The organism is Pseudomonas sp. KH_046_2 (genome assembly GCF_057838985.1).
Genome location: NZ_CM174480.1, coordinates 1 through 23,047 on the forward strand (window position 1 = coordinate 1; position 23,047 = coordinate 23,047).

Below are 23,047 nucleotides of genomic sequence, written 5' to 3' on the forward strand. Positions count from 1 at the left end.
GTGTCAGTGGAACTTTGGCAGCAGTGCGTGGAGCTTCTGCGCGATGAGCTGCCTGCCCAACAATTCAACACTTGGATCCGTCCACTACAGGTCGAAGCCGAAGGCGACGAGTTGCGTGTCTATGCACCCAATCGTTTTGTTCTGGACTGGGTCAACGAAAAGTACCTGGGGCGTGTTCTCGAATTGCTCGATGAGCACGGTAATGGCATGGCGCCTGTGCTTTCCCTATTAATAGGCAGCAAACGCAGTTCGGCACCCCGTGCCGCGCCCAATGCTCCCCTGGCTGCCGCGGCTTCCCAGGCCCAGGCTGCTCAAGCGCCCGCCAGTCCGCCGCCGGCACCTGCTGCCGCGTCGACCAAACGTGCGATGCAAAAAGTGGCCGAGGTCACCGAGGAAGAACCTTCCCGTGACAGCTTCGACCCGATGGCCGGCGCCAGTTCGCAACAGGCCCCGGTTCGCGCCGAGCAACGTACCGTGCAGGTCGAAGGTGCGCTCAAGCACACCAGTTACCTGAACCGCACCTTTACCTTTGAGAATTTCGTTGAAGGTAAATCCAACCAGCTGGCGCGCGCCGCCGCCTGGCAGGTGGCAGACAACCCCAAGCACGGTTACAACCCGCTCTTCCTTTATGGTGGCGTCGGCCTGGGTAAAACCCACTTGATGCATGCTGTGGGTAACCACCTGTTAAAGAAGAACCCGAATGCCAAGGTGGTGTACCTGCATTCCGAGCGTTTCGTGGCCGACATGGTCAAGGCCCTGCAACTGAACGCGATCAACGAGTTCAAACGCTTCTACCGTTCGGTGGATGCGTTGCTGATCGATGACATTCAGTTCTTCGCCCGCAAGGAACGTTCCCAGGAAGAGTTTTTCCACACCTTCAACGCCCTGCTCGAAGGTGGCCAGCAGGTCATTCTCACCAGTGACCGCTACCCGAAGGAAATCGAAGGCCTTGAAGAACGTCTCAAATCCCGCTTTGGCTGGGGCCTGACCGTAGCGGTCGAGCCGCCGGAGCTGGAAACCCGTGTGGCGATCCTGATGAAGAAGGCCGATCAGGCCAAAGTCGAGCTGCCTCACGACGCCGCGTTCTTCATTGCCCAGCGCATTCGCTCCAACGTCCGTGAGCTGGAAGGCGCGCTCAAACGCGTGATCGCCCACTCGCACTTCATGGGCCGCGATATCACCATCGAGCTGATTCGCGAATCCCTTAAGGACTTGTTGGCGTTGCAGGATAAACTGGTCTCTGTGGATAACATTCAGCGCACTGTCGCCGAGTACTACAAGATCAAGATCTCCGACTTGCTGTCCAAACGCCGTTCGCGTTCGGTCGCTCGTCCGCGTCAGGTCGCCATGGCGTTGTCCAAGGAACTGACCAACCACAGCTTGCCGGAAATCGGCGATGTGTTTGGCGGTCGCGACCATACAACGGTCTTGCACGCGTGCCGCAAGATCAACGAACTTAAGGAATCCGACGCGGACATCCGCGAGGACTACAAGAACCTGCTGCGTACGCTGACCACTTGATGAACACCAGCGCAGCTTATTAAGGCAAGGGACTAGACCATGCATTTCACCATTCAACGCGAAGCCCTGTTGAAACCCCTGCAACTGGTCGCAGGCGTCGTCGAACGCCGACAGACCTTGCCGGTACTTTCCAACGTGCTGCTGGTTGTCGAAGGCCAGCAATTGTCGCTGACCGGTACCGACCTGGAAGTCGAGCTGGTTGGTCGTGTTCAACTCGAAGAGCCGGCGGATCCGGGTTCCATCACCGTGCCGGCGCGCAAGCTGATGGACATCTGCAAAAGCCTGCCGAACGATGCGCTGATCGACATCAAGGTCGACGAGCAGAAGCTTGTGGTCAAGGCTGGCCGTAGCCGCTTCACCCTGTCGACACTGCCGGCCAACGACTTCCCTACCGTGGAAGAAGGCCCGGGTTCGCTGACCTGCAGCCTGGAGCAAAGCAAGCTGCGTCGTCTGATCGAACGCACCAGCTTCGCCATGGCCCAGCAGGACGTGCGTTACTACCTCAACGGTATGCTGCTGGAAGTTTCCGCTGGCGTGATCCGCGCCGTGGCCACCGACGGTCACCGTCTGGCCATGTGCTCGATGCAGGCCGATATCGGTCAGCCGGATCGTCACCAGGTCATCGTGCCGCGCAAAGGTATCCTCGAACTGGCACGCCTGCTCACCGAGCCGGACGGCAATGTCAGCATCGTGCTGGGTCAGCACCACATCCGCGCCACCACCGGTGAGTTCACCTTCACCTCGAAGCTGGTCGACGGTAAATTCCCGGACTACGAGCGTGTTCTGCCTAAAGGCGGCGACAAGCTGGTACTTGGCGATCGCCAGGCTCTGCGCGAAGCGTTCAGCCGTACCGCCATTCTGTCCAACGAGAAGTACCGTGGTATCCGTCTGCAACTGGCCAGCGGTCAGCTGAAGATCCAGGCGAACAACCCGGAGCAGGAAGAAGCGGAAGAAGAAGTGGGCGTTGAATACAACGGCGGTTCTCTGGAAATCGGCTTCAACGTGAGCTACCTGCTCGACGTACTGGGCGTGATGACCACCGAGCAGGTTCGTCTGATCCTGTCCGACTCCAACAGCAGTGCGCTGGTGCAGGAATCGGATAACGACGACTCGGCTTATGTTGTCATGCCGATGCGTCTGTAATCATGCCCAGCAGAAGCTAGATGTCCTTAAGTCGCGTCTCGGTCACCGCGGTGCGCAATCTGCACCCGGTGACCTTCTCCCCCTCCCCCCGCATCAATATTCTTTACGGCGCCAACGGCAGCGGCAAAACCAGTGTTCTGGAAGCCATCCATCTGCTGGGGCTTGCCCGTTCGTTTCGCAGCACCCGTCTGTTGCCGGTCATTCAATACGAACAGCTTGCCTGTACGGTATTTGGCCAGGTTGAACTGGCGGAGGGTGGGCATAGCGCCTTGGGCATCTCACGGGATCGACAAGGCGAATTCCAGATCCGTATCGATGGGCAGAACGCGCGCAGCGCCGCGCAACTGGCCGAGATCTTGCCACTGCAGCTGATCAATCCGGACAGTTTTCGATTGCTGGAAGGTGCGCCGAAGATTCGCCGGCAGTTTCTCGACTGGGGTGTGTTCCACGTGGAACCGCGCTTCATGTCAACCTGGCAGCGCTTGCAGAAGGCCCTGCGCCAGAGAAACTCTTGGCTGCGGCATGGTACACTTGACGCCGTTTCGCAAGCGGTTTGGGACAGGGAACTGTGCCAGGCCAGCGCTGAAATTGATGAATACCGCCGCGCTTATATCAAAGCCTTGAAACCAGTCTTTGAACAAACCTTGAGCGAACTGGTTGAGCTTGAAGGCTTGACGCTCAGCTATTACCGCGGCTGGGACAAGGACCGTGAACTGAGTGCTGTGCTCGCCGGGTCTCTTCAGCGGGACCAGCAAATGGGACATACCCAGGCCGGACCACAACGTGCTGATTTGCGTCTCAGACTGGGCGCGCACAACGCCGCGGACATCTTGTCCCGTGGCCAGCAGAAGTTGGTGGTTTGCGCATTACGGATTGCCCAAGGGCACTTGGTCAGCCAGGCTCGACGCGGTCAGTGTATTTATCTGGTGGATGACTTGCCGTCCGAACTGGACGAGCACCACCGTCGCGCCCTTTGCCGCTTGTTGGAAGACTTACGCTGCCAGGTCTTTATCACCTGTGTAGATCACGAATTATTGAGGGAAGGCTGGCAGACGGAAACGCCAGTCGCTCTGTTCCACGTGGAACAGGGCCGTATCACCCAGACCCACGACCATCGGGAGTGAAGGCATTGAGCGAAGAAAATACGTACGACTCAACGAGCATTAAAGTGCTGAAAGGCCTGGATGCCGTACGCAAACGTCCCGGTATGTACATTGGTGACACCGACGATGGCAGCGGTCTGCACCACATGGTGTTCGAAGTGGTCGATAACTCGATCGACGAAGCTCTCGCCGGCCACTGCGACGACATCAGCATCATCATTCACCCGGATGAGTCCATCACCGTTCGTGACAACGGTCGTGGCATCCCGGTAGACGTGCACAAAGAAGAAGGTGTTTCGGCAGCCGAGGTCATCATGACCGTTCTGCATGCCGGCGGTAAGTTCGACGACAACTCCTACAAAGTATCCGGTGGCCTGCACGGTGTAGGTGTGTCGGTGGTGAACGCACTGTCCAAAGAACTGGTCCTGACCGTTCGCCGCAGCGGCAAAATCTGGGAACAGACTTACGTCCACGGTGTTCCACAAGAGCCGATGAAAATCGTTGGTGAGAGTGAAACCACCGGCACCCAGATTCACTTCAAGCCATCGGCCGAGACGTTCAAGAACATCCACTTCAGCTGGGACATCCTGGCCAAGCGGATTCGTGAACTGTCCTTCCTCAACTCCGGTGTCGGCATCGTCCTCAAGGACGAGCGCAGCGGCAAGGAAGAGTTGTTCAAGTACGAAGGCGGCCTGCGTGCGTTCGTTGAATACCTGAACACCAACAAGACCCCGGTCAACCAGGTGTTCCACTTCAACATCCAGCGTGAAGACGGCATCGGCGTGGAAATCGCCCTGCAGTGGAACGACAGCTTCAACGAGAACCTGTTGTGCTTCACCAACAACATTCCACAGCGCGACGGCGGTACTCACCTGGTGGGTTTCCGTTCCGCGCTGACGCGTAACCTCAACACCTACATCGAAGCAGAAGGCCTGGCGAAGAAGCATAAAGTCGCGACCACCGGTGACGATGCCCGTGAAGGCCTGACCGCGATCATTTCGGTGAAAGTACCGGATCCGAAGTTCAGCTCCCAGACCAAAGACAAGCTGGTTTCTTCCGAAGTGAAGACCGCGGTCGAACAGGAAATGGGCAAGTACTTCTCCGACTTCCTGCTGGAAAACCCGAACGAAGCCAAACTTGTCGTCGGCAAGATGATCGATGCGGCGCGTGCTCGTGAAGCGGCGCGTAAAGCCCGTGAAATGACCCGTCGTAAAGGCGCGCTGGATATCGCCGGGCTGCCGGGAAAACTGGCTGACTGCCAGGAAAAAGACCCTGCCCTTTCCGAACTGTATCTCGTGGAGGGTGACTCTGCTGGCGGTTCCGCCAAGCAGGGGCGTAACCGTCGGACCCAGGCCATCCTGCCGCTGAAGGGCAAGATCCTGAACGTCGAGAAGGCGCGCTTCGACAAGATGATCTCTTCGCAAGAAGTGGGCACCTTGATCACCGCGCTGGGCTGCGGCATCGGCCGCGACGAGTACAACATCGACAAGCTGCGTTACCACAACATCATCATCATGACCGATGCTGACGTCGACGGTTCGCACATCCGTACCCTGCTGCTGACCTTCTTCTTCCGTCAGTTGCCGGAGCTGATCGAACGCGGCTACATCTACATCGCTCAGCCACCGCTGTACAAGGTCAAGAAAGGCAAGCAAGAGCAATACATCAAAGACGACGAGGCCATGGAAGAGTACATGACGCAGTCGGCCCTGGAAGATGCGAGCCTGCACCTGAACGAAGAAGCACCGGGTATCTCCGGCGAAGCGCTTGAGCGTCTGGTGAATGACTTCCGTCTGGTGATGAAGACTCTCAAGCGTCTGTCGCGTCTGTACCCACAGGAGCTGACCGAGCACTTCATCTACCTGCCAGCGGTGAGCATGGAGCAACTGTCCGATCACGCAGCAATGCAAGATTGGCTGGCTCAGTACGAAGTTCGCTTGCGCACCGTAGAGAAGTCCGGCCTGGTTTACAAAGCCAGCCTGCGTGAGGATCGTGAACGTAACGTCTGGCTGCCAGAGGTCGAACTGATCTCCCACGGCCTGTCGAACTACGTCACCTTCAACCGCGACTTCTTCGGCAGTAACGATTACAAGACTGTCGTTTCGCTAGGCGCTCAACTGAGCACCCTGCTGGACGACGGCGCGTACATCCAGCGTGGCGAGCGCAAGAAGCCGGTAACCGAGTTCAAGGAAGCCCTTGAATGGCTGATGGCTGAAAGCACCAAGCGTCACACCATCCAGCGATACAAAGGTCTGGGCGAAATGAACCCGGATCAGCTGTGGGAAACCACCATGGACCCAAGCCAGCGCCGGATGCTCAAAGTGACCATCGAAGACGCCATTGGCGCAGACCAGATCTTCAACACCCTGATGGGTGATGCGGTCGAACCTCGCCGTGACTTCATCGAAAGCAATGCTCTGGCGGTGTCCAACCTGGACTTCTGATTCCGGTTGTAGGATCCCAGAATAGTTGCTCATTTTCACAAATAGATGGTTCACCTAACCTGTGGATTAGGAAGCCATTGCAAAGAAGGCCCGCTTATAAAGCGGGCTTTTTTTCGCCTCCGAAACGAGTGCAATTATCGATTTGGCACGTCTTTGACTCAAAAATAGATCATAAGCACGGGTAGGTTTAAAAAGAGAGTTGAGGAGAAGATTGGAGAAGGGGATTAGAAATCAAGGCAGCTTTAGAAAGGTAAGTGTGTTAATGGCTGAAGTGCTTAAGGATTTTAATAATCCTACATATGTAAGCTGATGATCACTTTCCGCAAAAATTCGTGCTTGTTTTTAAAAAAATGGCATTTCTGGGGGATTAATTATTTAAAGTAATATTATACATTGCGAACTTAGGGTAAATACCTTAGTTACCTGCTGGACGCGAAAAAAGTGCACGTTTTTCGGTGGTAAATCGTAGATTTTACGAGTAGCGTGGAATATTATTTGAAAACCGGTTGTCAAAAGTTCTCAAAATCTTCGCAGGTAAATCAAGACCTTATTTGAAATTACTCATGTGAGTACTGATTCCGCAACGGTTGAATCCTGCAAGCTTAGAGCGTAACCCTATAAACGATGAAGGACTTAAATTAAACAGCTATCAAGTCAAAGAGGAGAAAATTATGAAAAGCGGGAGGTGTGAAATGTAAAAACGCGACCAAAACCAAGGGGTGTTGCCGCTGACCGAAAACTGACCCAGTAAAGGCTGTTCTGCCGACTGAAAACTGACCCAGGTGTTCAACTACTTCTGCTCACTTTCCGAGCAGGAGAACACAGGGTGATCAGCATGGAAATGTTGGGGAAAATTCGGAGGATGTACTTTCGCGACAAGCTGTCGCTGCACCAGATCGCCAAGCGTACCGGGCTGTCGAGAAACACCATCCGAAAATGGGTCAGAGCACCCGAAGCCACTCAGCCGGCGTACCAGCGGTGCGTAACCTTCAACAAACTCAGCCCATTCCACGAGACGCTGGAGCAGGCGCTGAAGGCTGATTCGTTTCGGGCAAAGCACAACCGCAGGAGCGCCAAAGCACTCTTTGAGCAGATCAAAGCCCAGGGTTATGACGGCGGCTACAGCCAGCTCACAGCCTTCATCCGCTCGTGGCGCGGTGAGCAAGGCAAATCGTTACGTGCCTTTGTGCCGCTGACGTTTGCACTCGGTGAGGCTTTTCAATTTGACTGGAGCGAAGAAGGTCTGCTGATCGGCGGCCTGTTCCGACGCATCCAGGTCTCCCACATGAAGCTGTGCGCCAGTCGCGCGTTCTGGTTGGTTGCGTATCCCAGCCAAGGCCACGAGATGCTGTTCGATGCCCATACGCGCTCGTTCGGTGCGTTAGGTGGGGTGCCACGTCGAGGCATCTACGACAACATGAAAACGGCTGTCGACAAGGTTAACAAGGGCAAAGGCCGCACGGTCAATGCTCGGTTTTCCGTGATGTGCGCGCACTACCTGTTCGATCCGGACTTCTGCAATGTCGCCTCGGGCTGGGAAAAAGGCATCGTTGAAAAGAACGTGCAAGACAGCAGACGACGCATCTGGCTCGACGCTCAAGACTGCATGTTTCACACCTTCGAAGAATTGAATGCCTGGCTCGGCCAACGCTGTCGTGCACTCTGGAGCGAGCTGGTGCATCCGCAGTACAACGGGCTGACGGTGGCAGAGGTCTTGGAGCTAGAGCGGGTCGAAATGATGCCGATGCCGACGGCTTTTGATGGCTACGTCGAGCGCACCGTGCGGGTCTCCAGCACCTGCCTGATCAGCGTGGCGCGAAATCGATATTCGGTGCCTTGCGAGCGCGTCGGCCAGTGGGTCAGCAGCCGTCTGTATCCTTCTCGGATCGTGGTCATCGCCGATGAAACTATGATCGCCAGCCACGAGCGTCTGTTTGATCGAGATCAGGTCAGTTTTGACTGGCAGCATTACATCCCACTCATCGAACGCAAACCCGGTGCGCTGCGCAATGGCGCGCCGTTTGCCGATCTGCCTAAGCCGTTGCAGCTTCTCAAGCGGGGCCTGAGACGTCACAGCAACGGTGATCGAATCATGACGCAGGTACTGGCTGCTGTGCCCATCGCCGGTCTCGACCCGGTGCTCGTGGCGGTAGAACTGGTGCTTGAGTCGGGAAGCTTGAGCGCCGATCACATCCTGAATGTTCTAGCTCGACTGACCTCCACTGCACCACCTCCTTCCGTAGAAACCAACCTGCAACTCAAGGTAGCGCCTGTCGCCAATACGGCGCGCTACGACCGGCTCCGTACAACCGATGAGGAGAATCGCAATGCGTGACCTAATGGCGGAACTCAAAGAGCTGCGTCTGCATGGCATGGCCAGCGCTTGGGAAGAACTGGCTTCTCAAGGCGAAGCCTCGACGACGTCGTCGAAGTGGCTGCTCGAACATCTGCTCCAACAAGAACAAGCAGATCGCGCCGTACGCTCAGTGAACCACCAGATGAACATGGCCAAACTGCCCATGCATCGTGACTTGGCAGGCTTCGACTTCGGCGCTTCCAGCGCAGATGCCCGTCTGGTCAAAGATCTGTCCAGCTTGGAGTTCACAGAGACCGCGCAGAATGTCGTGTTCATCGGCGGGCCCGGAACCGGCAAAACACATTTGGCCAGCGCCCTGGCCGTGTCCGGAATCACGACCCATAACAAACGCGTGCGCTTCTTTTCCACAGTGGATCTGGTCAATCTGCTGGAGCGTGAAAAGTACGACGGCAAGAGTGGCCGAATCGCTCAAGGGCTGCTTCGGACAGACCTGGTGATACTCGATGAACTGGGGTATTTGCCCTTCAGCCAGAGCGGCGGCGCGCTGTTATTTCACCTGCTGTCCAAGCTATACGAGCACACCAGCATTGTGATCACGACCAACCTCAGCTTCTCGGAATGGTCGAGTGTGTTCGGCGACGCCAAGATGACCACAGCGTTGCTGGATCGGTTGACACACCATTGTCACATCGTCGAAACGGGCAACGAGTCCTACCGCCTGCAACACAGCACTCTGGCCGCGCAGACAAAGATCAAATCACGTGAACGAAAGCGCAAGGACGAAGATGGTATCGAGGACGATGAACCGTTTTGATCTGCACCATAAACACCCTGCCGCATGCCTTTATGCGGTGGGGCTTGATGACCGTTCAACCGGAACACTGCTGCTAAGCTTATTCACAATTGCTGGGACAAAAAACAGCAATCCGCCCTGGGTCAATTTTCAATCGGCAGGGTGGGTCAGTTTTCAATCAGCGCCAACAGCATTGAGCAACTGCTCACATCCGATTTCTTTCAGTTGCTATCAACCGACGATGCGAGAGCTGATCGACGCCTGGCGCAAATTGCAGACCTCATAACAGCTCGTACGAGAGGAGAAGAACTGTCCGTCGAGGACAGTCGGATCCTCGCAGATTTCGAGCGCGATATTTCCAGCGCAATTCCAGTAGGTTCAAGCGAAGTCCATCGCATCGTACAATCAGCTGTTGCCGAATATCTATCACTGCGGCGAGAAGCGAGCAGCCGGACACTTCAGCGATTGCGTGATAAAGCCAGGGCCGAGATTTTGGCTGCATTGGAGGTGGTGTAACGATGCGCCGTGTTGATCGTTCCAGTGTACAAGTCCCAGCATCGCTGCTTCCGGAAGGAAAAGGGTCCACCGAACTCGTGGAGGCCAGAAATCACCGCAACGCACCTCCTCCGGCAAACGGGAAAAAAAAGAAAAGTTTCGAGTACACAGCCTATAAGGGTAAGGATGTTCACAAAGCGCTGGAGAAGTTATTCCACGGGAAATGTGCTTATTGCGAAACAGTTTATGCCGCCTCAGCCCCAGTGGACGTAGAACACTATCGTCCCAAGAATGCTGTCTCCGAAAGCCTTGCGCATGGCGGCTACTGGTGGGTCGCGATGCAATGGGAAAATCTACTGCCCAGTTGCATCGATTGTAACCGCCAGAGAGGGCAGGTTCTGGTCGAACCATCTACCAGTTTGGCAGTACTTGCTGCTGCTAAACCTACGATTACGCAAGCAGGCAAGAAAGACAGCTTTCCACTGGCAGCTATCGGGGTGCGTACGACTGAAGAAGGATTGGACTTTACTGCCGAATACCCGCTGCTTCTCAATCCTTGCGAAGATGATCCGGCCGCCAGCTTGATGTATAGCTTCAATCCGGCGGATGCAACCGGATTGATCCTGCCTACTGGTGATGTAGACCAGCAAACCCGGGGGGCTGTCTCAATCCAAATCTATGGTCTGAATCGCCTAAAACTCGTACAGGATCGTACTCGGATATTAAGATGCCTTGAGTTTCTCGGTGATCTGGTAATCGACATCTCTAGCTCAATAGAAGACTTAGAAGCACCAGCCTCTGTAGCCGCATTGGTCGGAACACCAGCTGAAAGGGTCGCGTCAAGATTACGGCTTCTGCGCGACCGTACTCTGGCTGAGATGAAGGACTTTACAGATGATAAGGCGCCCTACTCGTCATTGGCTAAAGCCTGGCTTGAGCGCTTTAAAATGGTTCTTCACGGAATCCCGGGAAACACAGAAACAAGAACGCCGATTTGATTGATGATGTTCGTGCGAGCAAACACATCTAACAAACCGGCGTTCTTATGCGTGATATTAATACTTTCCTTCCCTTTTGGGAGGGCTTTTCTGTCGTTACGATCAAGCCCGATGGCGATACGCTACAGATCGACCTGATGCCTCACGCCACCCGGTTTCCTTCCTGTGGCGGCTGCCAACAACCGTGTTCAACCACGCATGAGTACTGCCAGCGAGTCATTCGTGATTTGCCCATTCTCGGCCGAGCAGTGCGCCTCAGCGTGTTGCTCCGACGTGTCGGGTGTCGCGACTGTGGCAAACGCATGGAAGCGGTCAGTTGGCTGGATCGCTATGCCCGCATGACACGCCGCCTGGCCGAGGCCGTCATTCAAACCTGCGAGCGCCTGCCCACAAAACACGTGGCTCAACTGTTCGGGCTGCATTGGGACAGTGTGCGGTTGCTGGAGCGTCGAGCCTTGCAAGCGGCGCTGAGTGTTTTGCCAAAGGCGCAGCCACGGCGCCTGGTAATGGACGAATTCGCGCTGTTCAAAGGTCATCGTTACGCCAGCGTCGTGCTGGACGCCGATACCCGGCGAGTGCTGTGGATTGGCGAAGGTCGCAGCCGTGCGGCGATCAGGCCATTCTTCGAAGAGCTGGGCCCAGAGGGTTGCGCTCGCATCGAAGCGGTGGCGATGGACATGAACACCGCTTTTGACCTGGAGGTTCGTCAGCACTGCCCAAAAGCGCGCGTGGTCTACGACCTCTTCCATGTGGTGGCCAAATATGGCCGAGAGGTGATTGATCGAGTCCGCGTCGATGAAGCTAATCGGCTACGTCATGACAAGCCTGCCCGAAAGGTCATCAAGCAAGCGCGATGGCTGTTGCTGCGCAACCCGCAGAACCTGAAAACGCCGGAGCAACAGGTGCGTTTGGAGGATCTGCTGGCGGCCAACCAAGCGTTAATGACGGTCTATTTGATGAAGGCTGAACTCAAAACGCTTTGGACACCGAGCACCGCCTGGGGCTGGCGATCAGCCTGGCAGCAATGGCTGCGCCATGCGCATGAAAGCGAAATACCGCCTCTGATCCAGTTTGCCAAACGACTGAAGGGTTACTGGCGGGGCATCGTCAGCCGGGTTCGCTGGCCGATGCATACGGGCCAGTTGGAAGGCATCAACAATCGAATCAAGGTCATCAAGCGGATGGCGTACGGTTACCGGGACAGCGAATTCTTTTTCATGAAGATCAAGAGCGTCTTTCCCGGTAATCCGTGAAGAACCTTTAAAATGAGAGTTCTATCGTAGAACCATAGATGTGTGATCGGGCGGCAAACAGTGCTTCTACTCGGACGCATCTATTCAGTGAGGCGGGTAGGCTTTTCTCATCTATTTTGTGAACCCTAACCGGCGGCTTCACAAGAAAGATGATTTTTTTCCAGCGTTTGCTGAGGCTCCCGAATCATCTATTTTGTGACCCTACACCGGTCGATGCCAACGAAAAGGCCAACGCATTGCGTTGGCCTTTTTTATTGTCTGCGTTTTACTCGCTCGCCGGAGCAACGCGCGGTCCCTCCACTGCTTGCAGAATGAAAGCGAGTGATTCAGGTCGCTCTGTCATGTCGACAGTCAGCGATTGTTTCTGGCATAAAAAAACCGGCTATATCAGCCGGTTTTTTTACGTCCGAAAAAAACTTATGCACCTTTTTATGGTTTTTATCATTCAAAGAAATATGTAAAAAAATCATAAGGTTACGTGCAATAAACGACGTTTTTCGATCAAGCGGTACACAGGTTATCCACAGAATCTCAGACAGCCACCTGATCGTTTGAAACCGGCGCTTGCGGAGCCGGTGGCAGCGAGCCCATTTCCCGTTGCATTTGCTCGTTCCACGCCTGGACCCGATCATTCAATTCAGCAATGGCTCGCGGTCCGGTGCCTGCGGCATACATCGGCTCGCCAATGATCACAGTGATGACGCCCTGCTTCTTTGCCCAACCGGTTTTCGGCCAGAACTTGCCTGCGTTGTGCGCAATCGGCAGCACGGGCAATTCGGCGTTGACCGCCAAAGCGCTGCCACCGCGCGAGAACTTTCCGACGGTGCCGAAAGGAACGCGCGTGCCTTCGGGGAAGATCAGCACCCAGACATTGTCCTTGAGCAACTCATCACCTTTCTGCGCCACATGCTTGAGCGCGGCTTTCGGGTTGCCGCGATCGATGGCGATAGGTCGCAGCATGGCCATGGCCCAACCGAAGAACGGCACATAGAGCAATTCACGTTTGAGCACCTGGCTCAGCGGTGAGAAATAGGCGGAGAGAAAAAAAGTCTCCCAAGTGCTTTGGTGATTCGACTGAATGACGCAAGGCCGTTCAGGTACGTTTTCGGCGCCCTTCACTTCGTAGCGAATGCCCAGGAACACTTTGCTCAGCCACAGGGCGCAGCGGCACCAGTACACGTTGATGAAGCGATAACGTGCCTTGAAGGGCAGGAACGGCGCGATAAAAAAACTCAGGCTGCACCACAGCAAGGAGCTGGTGCCCAGCAGCAGGTAAAAGAGGAAGGTTCTGATGGCCTGCAATATCGACATGGTGACGTTTACCGTTGCGGGCATTGCCCGCCTGTATAAAGCGCACTCCTGATGGGTCCTTTATCAGGAATTTCAGAAGCACTCTAATTGTGGATAAGTTCTGCGGCAATCGCCGCCAGATCGTCAAAAATCAATGTGCCTACCGGTAGGGTCAAGCCCTGAGTCTTTTCGCCTTTCCCGGTCTTTACCAAAACTGGCTGTGAATCGACGGCTTTGGCGGCTTCCAGGTCACCAAGGCTGTCGCCGACGAACCAGAGATTGGTCAGCGACACGTTGTAATGAGCGGCGATGGTTTTCAACATCCCGGGTTTCGGCTTGCGGCAATCGCAGCCTTCGTCCGGCCCGTGCGGGCAGTAGACGATCAGCCCGACTTCACCGCCCTGCTCCGCCACTAGCGCGCGCAAGCGCTCGTGCATGGCATCCAGGGTGGCGAGGTCGTAATAGCCGCGAGCGATGCCCGACTGGTTGGTAGCGACCGCTACCGTCCAGCCGGCCTTGCTCAACTGCGCGATGGCTTCGATCGAGCCGGGGAGCGGAATCCACTCCTCCACCGACTTGATGTAAGCGTCGGAGTCGTAATTGATCACTCCGTCCCGATCGAGAATCAGCAGTTTCAACAGCAATCCCTCAACCCAGCAACGAAATGTCGGCGACGCCGAGGAACAACCCACGCAGACGCGCCAGCAGGGCATAACGGTTGGCGCGGACCTTGGCGTCTTCGGCGTTGACCATCACGGCTTCGAAGAACGCATCCACCGGCTCGCGCAGTGCGGCCAGGCGTGCCAGGGATTCAGTGTACTGACGCGAGGCGGTCATTGGCTGTACAGCCTGGTCAGCCTGCTGGATCGCCGAGTACAGGGAGAACTCGTTGGCATTATCGAAGTACTTGGCTTCCACAACGGTAGGCACCGAGCCTTCGACCTTGCTCAGCAGGTTCGACACGCGTTTGTTCACCGCGGCCAGGGCGGCGGCTTCCGGCAATTTGCGGAAAGCCTCTACCGCTTGCACGCGCTGGTCGAAGTCCAGGGCCGAGCCCGGCTTCAGGGCACGTACCGACAGGTAAGTGGCGACGTCCACGCCTTCGTCTTCGTAACGGGCACGCAGACGATCGAAGATGAACTCCAGCACCGAATCAGCTAGGCCGGCAGCCTTGACCTTGCTGCCGAACGAGTTGACGGCGAAGGCCACGGCGTCGGTCAGGTCGAGGTCGAGCTTCTTGTCGATCAGGATCCGCAGCACGCCGAGCGCGGCACGGCGCAGGGCATATGGGTCTTTGCTACCGGTGGGCAGCATGCCGACACCGAAAATCCCGACCAGGGTGTCGAGCTTGTCGGCGATCGCCACGGCCGCACCGGTCAAGGTGGTCGGCAGTTCAGCGCCGGCACCGCGCGGCATGTATTGCTCGTTCAGCGCTAGCGCGACATCTTCCGGCTCGCCATCGTTGAGGGCGTAGTAGTAACCGGCGACACCTTGCATTTCCGGGAACTCACCGACCATCTCGGTCGCCAGATCACACTTGGACAGCAGGCCGGCACGCGCCGCCCGTTGAGCGTTACCGCCAATGTGTGGAGCGATGAACGCGGCGAGCTTGGAAACGCGTTCGGCCTTGTCGTAGACGCTGCCGAGTTTTTCCTGGAACACCACGTTCTGCAGGCGCTGGTTGAAGTCTTCGAGCTTCTGCTTCTTGTCTTGCTTGAAGAAGAACTCGGCGTCGGTCAGGCGTGGGCGAACCACTTTCTCGTTACCGGCGATGATCTGCTGCGGGTCTTTGCTCTCGATGTTGGCCACGGTAATGAAACGTGGCAGCAACTTGCCGTCGGTATCCAGCAGGCAGAAGTACTTCTGGTTGTCCTGCATGGTGGTGATCAGGGCTTCCTGCGGCACGTCGAGGAAGCGCTCCTCGAACGAGCACACCAGCGGCACTGGCCATTCGACCAGCGCGGTCACTTCATCGAGCAGCGCTGGCGGAACGATTGCCGTGCCTTCCTGACGGGTGGCCAGCTCTTCGGTGCGCTTGCTGATGATCTCGCGACGCTCGTTGGCGTCGGCCAGAACGTAGGCGGCACGCAGGTCAGCCAGGTAGCTGGACGGCGAACCGATGCGCACGTTTTCCGGGTGATGGAAGCGGTGACCACGGGAGTCGCGGCCGGCCTTCTGGGCGAGGATGGTGCAATCGATGACCTGGTCACCGAGCAGCATCACCAGCCACTGGGTCGGACGAACGAATTCTTCCTTGCGCGCGCCCCAACGCATGCGTTTCGGGATCGGCAGGTCGTTCAGGGAATCTTCGACGATGGTCGGCAGCAGGCTCGCGGTCGCCTTGCCGGCGATGCTCTGGCTGTAGCGCAGTTTCGGGCCGCTCTGATCGATTTCGCTCAGGTCGACACCGCACTTCTTGGCAAAGCCCAGTGCCGCTTGGGTCGGGTTGCCTTCGGCATCGAACGCGGCCTGACGTGGCGGGCCGTCGAGGTTGATGCTGCGATCCGGCTGCTGGGTGGCCAGTGCGGTGATCAGCACGGCCAAGCGGCGCGGGGCGGCATAAACGGTTTTGCTTTCGTAGTTCAGGCCGGCGGCTTGCAGGCCCTTGTCGATACCGGCGAGGAACGCCTCGGCCAGGGTGTTCAGGGCTTTGGGTGGCAGTTCTTCAGTGCCCAGTTCAACCAGAAAATCCAGAGCACTCATTGTGCAGCCTCCAGCTTGGCCAGTACTTCATCACGCAGGTCCGGGGTCGCCATCGGGAAGCCCAGCTTGGCGCGAGCCAGCAGGTAGGCTTGCGCAACGGAACGCGCCAGGGTGCGTACTCGCAGGATGTATTGCTGACGCGCGGTCACCGAGATTGCCCGGCGCGCATCCAGCAGGTTGAAGGTGTGGGAAGCCTTCAACACCATTTCGTAGCTCGGCAACGGCAGCGGCTGGTCGAGTTCGATCAGGCGCTTGGCTTCGCTTTCGTAGAAATCGAACAGTTCGAACAGTTTTTCGACGTTGGCGTGTTCGAAGTTGTAGGTCGACTGCTCCACTTCGTTCTGGTGGAACACGTCGCCGTAGGTCACTTTGCCCATCGGGCCGTCAGCCCAGACCAGGTCGTAGACCGAGTCCACGCCTTGCAGGTACATGGCCAGACGCTCGAGACCGTAGGTGATCTCGCCGGTCACCGGGTAGCACTCGATGCCGCCCGCTTGCTGGAAGTAGGTGAACTGGGTCACTTCCATGCCGTTGAGCCAGACTTCCCAGCCCAGACCCCAGGCGCCGAGGGTCGGCGATTCCCAGTTGTCTTCGACGAAGCGGATGTCGTGGACCAGCGGGTCCAGGCCGACGTGCTTGAGGGAGCCCAGGTACAGTTCCTGGAAGTTGTCCGGGTTCGGCTTCAGGACCACTTGGAACTGGTAGTAGTGCTGCAGACGGTTCGGGTTTTCGCCGTAGCGGCCGTCAGTCGGACGGCGGCTTGGCTGCACGTAGGCAGCGTTCCAGGTTTCCGGGCCGATGGCGCGCAGGAACGTTGCGGTGTGGAAAGTGCCGGCGCCTACTTCCATATCGTAGGGCTGAAGTACCACACAACCTTGCTCGGCCCAGTATTGCTGGAGGGCGAGGATCAAGTCTTGGAAGGTACGCACGGCTGGCGTAGGCTGGCTCACGAAATTCACCTGTTTCTTGGGCTGCGATTTAAAGAGCGGGAGTATACCCGATTCATTGCTGCGCACGCCCCCTGGAGCCTTATGCCACGCTGCTTTTGGTGTTCCGAAGATCCGCTGTACATGGCATATCACGATCAGGAGTGGGGCACGCCGCTACGCGATGCGCAGGGTTTGTTCGAGTTGCTTTTGCTCGAAGGGTTCCAGGCCGGGCTTTCCTGGATCACTGTGCTGCGCAAACGCGAGCATTATCGCCAGGTGATGTTCGGTTTTGATGTCCAGCGCGTGGCGCAGATGAGCGATGCCGAAATCGACGAGTTGATGCTCGATCCAGGGATCATCCGCAACCGCCTCAAGCTAAACGCGGCCCGGCGCAATGCCCAGGCCTGGCTGGCGCTGGAGGATCCGGTGGCGTTTCTCTGGTCGTTCGTCGGTGGTGTGCCTGTGATCAATCATTTCAAGGATCGCAGCGAAGTCCCGGCCGTGACACCAACCGCCGTGGAAATGAGCAAGGGCCTGAAAAAAGCCGGTTTCACGTTCGTCGGGCCGACCATTTGCTACGCGCTGATGCAGGCTTCGGGCATGGTCATGGATCACACCCGGGACTGCGACCGCTACGCGCAGTTGGCGAACGGCGGTTAGAATGGCCGCCTCGCGCACAGCACAAAATCAGGAGTGACCTGTGGATAAGTTGAAAGGCGCCTTGCTGGTAGGCGCTCTGCGGCTGTTTGCCCTGCTTCCGTGGCGGGCCGTGCAGGCCGTGGGCTCGGCGATTGGCTGGATCATGTGGAAAACCCCGAACCGTTCCCGCGACGTGGTGCGGATCAATCTGTCCAAGTGCTTTCCTGACATGGACCCCGCCGAGCGCGAACGTTTAGTCGGACAGAGCCTTAAGGACATCGGCAAGTCCCTGACCGAAAGCGCCTGCGCCTGGATTTGGCCGGCCCAGCGCTCCATCGACCTGGTGCGCGAGGTCGAAGGCCTCGACATATTGAAGGACGCCCTCGCCTCCGGCAAAGGCGTGGTCGGCATCACCAGCCACCTGGGCAACTGGGAAGTGCTGAACCACTTCTATTGCAGCCAGTGCAAACCGATCATTTTCTATCGTCCGCCGAAGTTGAAGGCGGTGGATGAGTTACTGCAAAAGCAGCGGGTGCAACTGGGTAACAAGGTCGCCGCTTCCACCAAGGAAGGCATCCTCAGCGTCATCAAGGAAGTGCGCAAAGGTGGTGCAGTGGGCATTCCCGCTGACCCGGAACCGTCCGAATCCGCCGGGATCTTCGTGCCGTTCTTCGCCACTCAGGCGCTGACCAGCAAGTTTGTGCCGAACATGTTGGCTGGCGGTAAAGCGGTCGGCGTGTTCCTGCACGCCCTGCGCCTGCCGGACGGTTCGGGCTACAAGGTGATCCTTGAAGCCGCGCCAGAGGCCATGTACAGCACCGATACAGCGGAATCCTGTGCGGCCATGAGCCAGGTGGTCGAGCGCTATGTGCGGGCTTACCCGAGCCAGTACATGTGGAGCATGAAGCGCTTCAAGAAGCGTCCACCGGGTGAAGAGCGTTGGTATTGATTCAATTGGCATGATCTGTGGATAACCCTGGACTTGGGGTTATCCACAACCGTTCACTCAAGGGCGCAGAAGATGTCCGAACACCGCAAGTCATTGCGCATCAAGATCACTCACGAAAGCATCGGTGATTGCCTGGGGCAGACACGCAATCTGTCGGCCACCGGCGTTTACGTCAAGCACCCGAACCTGTCGGCGCTGCCCCGGGGGGCGGTGGTCTATGGGCAGGTACAGGGCTTACCCACAGGCGCACCGCGAGTACGCATGGAAGTGGTGCTGGTGGATGCCGATGGCATCGGTTTGCGTTATCTCTGATCAGTGCGCCTGACGCTCGAGCTTCTTCAGGAACACTGTCATTTCCTTCTCTGCCTGCTTGTCGCCATGGGCGCGAGCGGCTTCCAGGCCTTGCTCCCAGGCCTGCCGCGCGGCCGTAAAGTCCGCCAGCGCCAGATGGGCCTTGCCCAGTAGTTTCCACGCCGCCGAATACTTCGGATCGAACTCCACGCAGCGTTGGAAATGCTCCGCAGCCTTGGCGTTTTCCCCCAGATCCAGATAACCCTTGCCCAGGCCGAAGCGCAGCAATGAGTTATCCACACCCTTGGCGAGCATTTTTTCCAGGGATTCGATCATGGTGGATTCCTTGATAGAGGTGAGTCAGGGGTTCATGGATTCCAGTGAGATTGCTATCGCGAGCAGGCTCACTCCTACAGGGGAATGCATTCCAAATGTAGGAGCGAGCCTGCTCGCGATGGGGCCAGTGCAGTCTCTGCAAAACCTCAGAAAAAGCTCAACCCCACATGGAACAACTTTTCCACATCGCGAATATGCTTTTTATCCACAAGGAACAGAATCACATGGTCGCCGGCTTCGATCACGGTGTTGTCGTGGGCGATGATCACTTCTTCGTCGCGGATAATCGCACCGATGGTGGTGCCCGGCGGCAGGCCGATGTTCTCGATGGCCTTGCCGATCACCTTGCTCGATTTCGCATCGCCATGGGCAATCGCCTCGATGGCCTCCGCCGCGCCCCGGCGCAGTGAGTGCACACTGACGATGTCGCCCCGGCGCACGTGGGCCAGCAAGGTGCCGATGGTCGCCAGTTGCGGGCTGATGGCGATGTCGATGTCGCCGCCCTGGATCAGATCGACATAGGCCGGGTTGTTGATGATGGTCATCACCTTCTTCGCACCCAGGCGCTTGGCCAGCAGCGACGACATGATGTTGGCTTCGTCGTCGTTGGTCAGGGCCAGGAACAGGTCGGCGTCGGCGATGTTCTCTTCCATCAGCAGGTCGCGGTCCGAAGCACTGCCCTGCAACACCACCGTGCTGTCCAGTGTGTCGGAGAGATGACGGCAGCGTGCCGGGTTCATCTCGATGATTTTCACCTGATAACGGCTTTCGATGGCCTCGGCCAGACGCTCGCCAATCTGCCCGCCACCGGCGATGACGATGCGTTTATAGGTTTCGTCGAGACGGCGCATTTCGCTCATCACCGCGCGAATGTTCGCCTTGGCGGCGATGAAAAATACCTCGTCGTCGGCCTCGATCACCGTGTCGCCCTGGGGCAGGATCGGCCGGTCACGACGGAAAATCGCCGCGACGCGGGTTTCCACGTTCGGCATGTGCTCGCGCAACTGCCGCAGTTGCTGACCCACCAGCGGCCCGCCGTAGTACGCCCGTACCGCCACCAGTTGCGCCTTGCCTTCGGCGAAGTCGATCACCTGCAACGCGCCGGGGTGCTGGATCAGGCGCTTGATGTAGTTGGTGACCACTTGTTCCGGGCTGATCAGCACGTCCACCGGAATCGCTTCGTTCTGGAACAACTGCTCTTCGCGGGTCAGGTACGCGGCTTCGCGAACCCGGGCGATTTTGGTCGGGGTGTGGAACAGGGTGTGGGCGACTTGGCAGGCGACCATGTTGGTTTCGTCGCTGTTGGTCACCGCGACCAGCATGTCCGCGTCATCCGCTCCGGCCTGGCGCAACACGGTCGGGAACGAGCCGCGACCCTGCACCGTGCGGATGTCCAGGCGGTCACCGAGGTCGCGCAGGCGCTCGCCATCGGTGTCGACCACAGTAATATCGTTGGCTTCGCTGGCCAGGTGTTCCGCCAGCGAACCGCCGACCTGCCCTGCACCGAGGATGATGATTTTCATCCAGTCACTCCATTGAATCCATTTAACCGCGCGCGGCGGCGATCTTGATCAGCTTGGCGTAGTAGAAACCATCGTGGCCACCTTCCTGGGCCAGCAACTGGCGACCATGGGGCTGCTTGATGCCGGCCGCCGTGGCGAGGTCCAGTTCCCGGGCACCCGGCGTGCGGGCGAGGAAGGCTTCGATGACTTCGGTGTTTTCGGTCGGCAGCGTGGAACAGGTGGCGTACAGCAGGATGCCGCCCACCTCCAATGTGGTCCACATGGCGTCGAGCAACTCGCCCTGCAGCAGCGCCAGCGCGGCGATGTCGTCGGGTTGGCGGGTCAGCTTGATGTCCGGGTGACGACGAATCACGCCGGTGGCCGAGCATGGCGCGTCCAGCAGGATGCGCTGGAACGGCTTGCCGTCCCACCACGCCTGGGTGTCGCGGCCGTCGGCGGCAATCAGTTCGGCGCTGAGCTTCAGGCGTTCGAGGTTTTCCCGCACCCGCACCAGCCGCTTGGCTTCCAGGTCTACCGCCACGACGCCCGCCAGTTTTGGCTCGGCCTCGAGAATGTGGCAGGTCTTGCCACCTGGTGCGCAGCAGGCGTCGAGCACCCGTTGTCCGGGGGCCAGGTCGAGCAGATCGGCAGCCAGTTGCGCGGCTTCGTCCTGCACGCTGATCCAGCCCTCGGCGAAACCCGGCAGGCTGCGCACATCGGCGGCGGCGTCGAGCACGATTCCATCGCGGCTGTACACACATGCTGTGGCGGCGATTCCCGCGTCAGTCAGCAAACCGAGGTAGGCATCGCGGCTGTGATGGCGACGGTTGACCCGCAGGATCATCGGCGGATGTGCATTGTTCGCCGCGCAAATGGCTTCCCACTGCTCCGGCCAGAATGCCTTCAGGGATTTCTGCAGCCAGCGAGGGTGAGCGGTGCGCACCACCGGATCACGCTCCAGCTCGGCGAAAATCGTTTCGCTTTCGCGCTGAGCGTTACGCAGCACAGCGTTGAGCAATGCCTTGGCCCAAGGTTTTTTCAGCTTGTCGGCGCAACCGACGGTTTCACCAATGGCGGCATGGGCCGGGACGCGGGTGTAGAGCAGTTGATAGAGACCGACCAGCAACAGCGCCTCGACATCGGCGTCGGCGGCCTTGAACGGTTTCTGCAGCAGCTTGGCCGCCAGTGCCGACAAGCGTGGCTGCCAGCGCGCGGTGCCGAACGCCAGGTCCTGGGTGAAGCCGCGATCACGGTCTTCGACCTTGTCCATCTGCGTTGGCAGCGAACTGTTGAGCGAGGCTTTTCCGTTCAGGACGGCAGCGAGTGCCTTGGCGGCGGCCAGACGCGGGTTCATTGAGCGTCCGCCGCTTGACCGAGGATAGTGCCGGTGGCGAACTTCTCGCGACGGCTATTGAACAGGTCGCTGAAGTTCAGCGCCTTGCCGCCGGGCAATTGCAGGCGGGTCAGGCACAGGGCCTGCTCACCGCAGGCGACGATCAGGCCGTCCTTGCTGGCGCCGAGGATTTCACCCGGTGCGCCTTTGCCTTCAGCCAGTTTTGCGGCCAGCACTTTCAGGGCTTCGCCGTTCAAGGTGCTGTGGGTGATCGGCCACGGATTGAAGGCGCGGACCAGACGCTCCAGCTCAACCGCCGGGCGGGTCCAGTCGATGCGTGCTTCGTCCTTGTTCAATTTGTGCGCATAGGTAGCGAGGCTGTCGTCCTGCACTTCGCCCTCCAGGGTTGCGGCGGCGAGGCCGGCAATCGCCTGGACCACGGCCGGCGGGCCCATTTCGGCCAGACGATCGTGCAGGCTGCCGCCGGTGTCTTCGGCGCTGATCGGCGTGGTGACCTTGAGCAGCATCGGCCCGGTATCGAGGCCGGCCTCCATGCGCATCACGGTCACACCGCTTTCGGCGTCCCCCGCTTCCACGGCGCGCTGGATCGGCGCCGCACCACGCCAGCGTGGCAGGAGCGAGGCGTGACTGTTGATGCAACCCAGGCGCGGAATATCCAGCACCACTTGCGGCAGGATCAGGCCGTAGGCGACCACCACCATCAAGTCCGGCTTCAGCGCGGCCAGTTCAGCCTGAGCATCTTCGTTGCGCAGGGTCGGCGGTTGCAGCACCGGGATATTGTTTTCCAGCGCCAGCTGCTTGACCGGACTCGGCATCAGTTTTTGCCCGCGACCGGCCGGACGATCCGGTTGGGTGTAGACCGCGACGATCTCGTAAGGGCTGTCGAGCAGGGCCTTGAGGTGTTCGGCGGCGAATTCGGGGGTGCCGGCAAAGACGATGCGCAGTGGCTCAGTCATGGGTGACGTCTCTTGAAAAGAAAAAGGCTTG

At 58.1% G+C, this 23,047-nt stretch carries 20 protein-coding genes; 12 read left to right on the forward strand and 8 right to left on the reverse strand.

Annotated elements, in window-relative coordinates; genetic code table 11:
- The 9 genes from dnaA to AC3IX1_RS00045 all read left to right on the forward strand — a co-directional run bounded on the left by dnaA (position 1) and on the right by AC3IX1_RS00045 (position 12,067).
- A complete protein-coding gene (dnaA, locus tag AC3IX1_RS00005; protein ID WP_489386646.1) occupies positions 1-1,521 on the forward strand; it encodes a chromosomal replication initiator protein DnaA in 1,521 nt (506 codons plus the stop codon).
- 39 nt (positions 1,522-1,560) lie between these two features.
- Positions 1,561-2,664 (forward strand): DNA polymerase III subunit beta, encoded by a 1,104-nt coding sequence (gene dnaN / locus AC3IX1_RS00010; protein ID WP_007969885.1) that lies wholly within the window; start codon positions 1,561-1,563, stop codon positions 2,662-2,664.
- Positions 2,665-2,684: 20 nt separating this feature from the next.
- Positions 2,685-3,788 carry a DNA replication/repair protein RecF gene (gene recF, locus AC3IX1_RS00015; protein WP_007969883.1) on the forward strand — a complete coding sequence of 368 codons (1,104 nt, stop codon included), beginning with the start codon at positions 2,685-2,687 and terminating at the stop codon, positions 3,786-3,788.
- A 5-nt stretch (positions 3,789-3,793) separates the two neighbouring features.
- The gene (gyrB, locus tag AC3IX1_RS00020) at positions 3,794-6,211 is read left to right on the forward strand and encodes a DNA topoisomerase (ATP-hydrolyzing) subunit B (RefSeq protein WP_489386647.1); all 2,418 of its coding nucleotides are present in this window, start codon (positions 3,794-3,796) and stop codon (positions 6,209-6,211) included.
- A gap of 835 nt (positions 6,212-7,046) precedes the next feature.
- Positions 7,047-8,546, forward strand: coding sequence for an IS21 family transposase (gene istA / locus AC3IX1_RS00025; RefSeq protein ID WP_178925292.1), 1,500 nt, complete (start codon positions 7,047-7,049; stop codon positions 8,544-8,546).
- Positions 8,539-9,342, forward strand: coding sequence for an IS21-like element helper ATPase IstB (istB, locus tag AC3IX1_RS00030; RefSeq protein WP_489385302.1), 804 nt, complete (start codon positions 8,539-8,541; stop codon positions 9,340-9,342). Before istA ends, istB begins: the two co-directional genes overlap by 8 nt.
- Positions 9,329-9,607 carry a hypothetical protein gene (locus AC3IX1_RS00035; protein WP_489386648.1) on the forward strand — a complete coding sequence of 93 codons (279 nt, stop codon included), beginning with the start codon at positions 9,329-9,331 and terminating at the stop codon, positions 9,605-9,607. Before istB ends, AC3IX1_RS00035 begins: the two co-directional genes overlap by 14 nt.
- A 232-nt stretch (positions 9,608-9,839) precedes the next feature.
- Entirely contained in the window at positions 9,840-10,814 is a 975-nt protein-coding gene (locus tag AC3IX1_RS00040; RefSeq protein ID WP_489386649.1) for an HNH endonuclease family protein, read from the forward strand.
- A gap of 47 nt (positions 10,815-10,861) precedes the next feature.
- Positions 10,862-12,067, forward strand: coding sequence for an ISL3 family transposase (locus AC3IX1_RS00045; protein ID WP_489384767.1), 1,206 nt, complete (start codon positions 10,862-10,864; stop codon positions 12,065-12,067).
- Positions 12,068-12,598: 531 nt separating this feature from the next.
- On the opposite strand, the gene AC3IX1_RS00050 is transcribed toward AC3IX1_RS00045, so the two are convergent.
- The 4 genes from AC3IX1_RS00050 to glyQ form a co-directional block, all read right to left on the reverse strand.
- Positions 12,599-13,378, reverse strand: coding sequence for a lysophospholipid acyltransferase family protein (locus tag AC3IX1_RS00050; protein WP_150728122.1), 780 nt, complete (start codon positions 13,376-13,378; stop codon positions 12,599-12,601).
- 83 nt (positions 13,379-13,461) lie between these two features.
- Positions 13,462-14,001 (reverse strand): D-glycero-beta-D-manno-heptose 1,7-bisphosphate 7-phosphatase, encoded by a 540-nt coding sequence (gene gmhB, locus AC3IX1_RS00055; RefSeq protein ID WP_177336487.1) that lies wholly within the window; start codon positions 13,999-14,001, stop codon positions 13,462-13,464.
- Between the two features lie 4 nt (positions 14,002-14,005).
- Positions 14,006-16,060 carry a glycine--tRNA ligase subunit beta gene (gene glyS, locus AC3IX1_RS00060; RefSeq protein WP_489386650.1) on the reverse strand — a complete coding sequence of 685 codons (2,055 nt, stop codon included), beginning with the start codon at positions 16,058-16,060 and terminating at the stop codon, positions 14,006-14,008.
- On the reverse strand, positions 16,057-17,010 hold the full coding sequence (gene glyQ / locus AC3IX1_RS00065) for a glycine--tRNA ligase subunit alpha (RefSeq protein WP_008155694.1): 954 nt from the start codon (positions 17,008-17,010) through the stop codon (positions 16,057-16,059). The genes glyS and glyQ overlap by 4 nt, the downstream gene beginning before the upstream one ends.
- Positions 17,011-17,091: 81 nt before the next feature.
- Here glyQ and AC3IX1_RS00070 point away from each other — a divergent pair, with 81 nt between their 5' ends.
- From AC3IX1_RS00070 to AC3IX1_RS00080, 3 genes are all read left to right on the forward strand, one after another.
- Positions 17,092-17,649: a DNA-3-methyladenine glycosylase I gene (locus tag AC3IX1_RS00070; RefSeq protein ID WP_150728125.1), complete on the forward strand. Its 558-nt coding sequence runs from the start codon at positions 17,092-17,094 to the stop codon at positions 17,647-17,649.
- Positions 17,650-17,689: 40 nt separating this feature from the next.
- The gene (locus AC3IX1_RS00075) at positions 17,690-18,577 is read left to right on the forward strand and encodes a lysophospholipid acyltransferase (protein ID WP_489386651.1); all 888 of its coding nucleotides are present in this window, start codon (positions 17,690-17,692) and stop codon (positions 18,575-18,577) included.
- Positions 18,578-18,649: 72 nt separating this feature from the next.
- The gene (locus AC3IX1_RS00080) at positions 18,650-18,889 is read left to right on the forward strand and encodes a PilZ domain-containing protein (RefSeq protein WP_489386652.1); all 240 of its coding nucleotides are present in this window, start codon (positions 18,650-18,652) and stop codon (positions 18,887-18,889) included.
- Here the strand turns inward: AC3IX1_RS00080 and AC3IX1_RS00085 are convergent, their stop codons facing one another.
- The 4 genes from AC3IX1_RS00085 to fmt form a co-directional block, all read right to left on the reverse strand.
- Positions 18,890-19,204 (reverse strand): tetratricopeptide repeat protein, encoded by a 315-nt coding sequence (locus tag AC3IX1_RS00085; RefSeq protein ID WP_347909886.1) that lies wholly within the window; start codon positions 19,202-19,204, stop codon positions 18,890-18,892.
- Positions 19,205-19,350: 146 nt separating this feature from the next.
- Positions 19,351-20,727: a Trk system potassium transporter TrkA gene (gene trkA, locus AC3IX1_RS00090; RefSeq protein WP_056726763.1), complete on the reverse strand. Its 1,377-nt coding sequence runs from the start codon at positions 20,725-20,727 to the stop codon at positions 19,351-19,353.
- A 22-nt stretch (positions 20,728-20,749) separates the two neighbouring features.
- Positions 20,750-22,060, reverse strand: coding sequence for a 16S rRNA (cytosine(967)-C(5))-methyltransferase RsmB (rsmB, locus tag AC3IX1_RS00095; RefSeq protein WP_489386653.1), 1,311 nt, complete (start codon positions 22,058-22,060; stop codon positions 20,750-20,752).
- Positions 22,057-23,016, reverse strand: a complete 960-nt coding sequence (fmt, locus tag AC3IX1_RS00100; protein ID WP_489386654.1) for a methionyl-tRNA formyltransferase — start codon at positions 23,014-23,016, stop codon at positions 22,057-22,059. The genes rsmB and fmt overlap by 4 nt, the downstream gene beginning before the upstream one ends.
- Positions 23,017-23,047 lie beyond the last annotated feature (31 nt).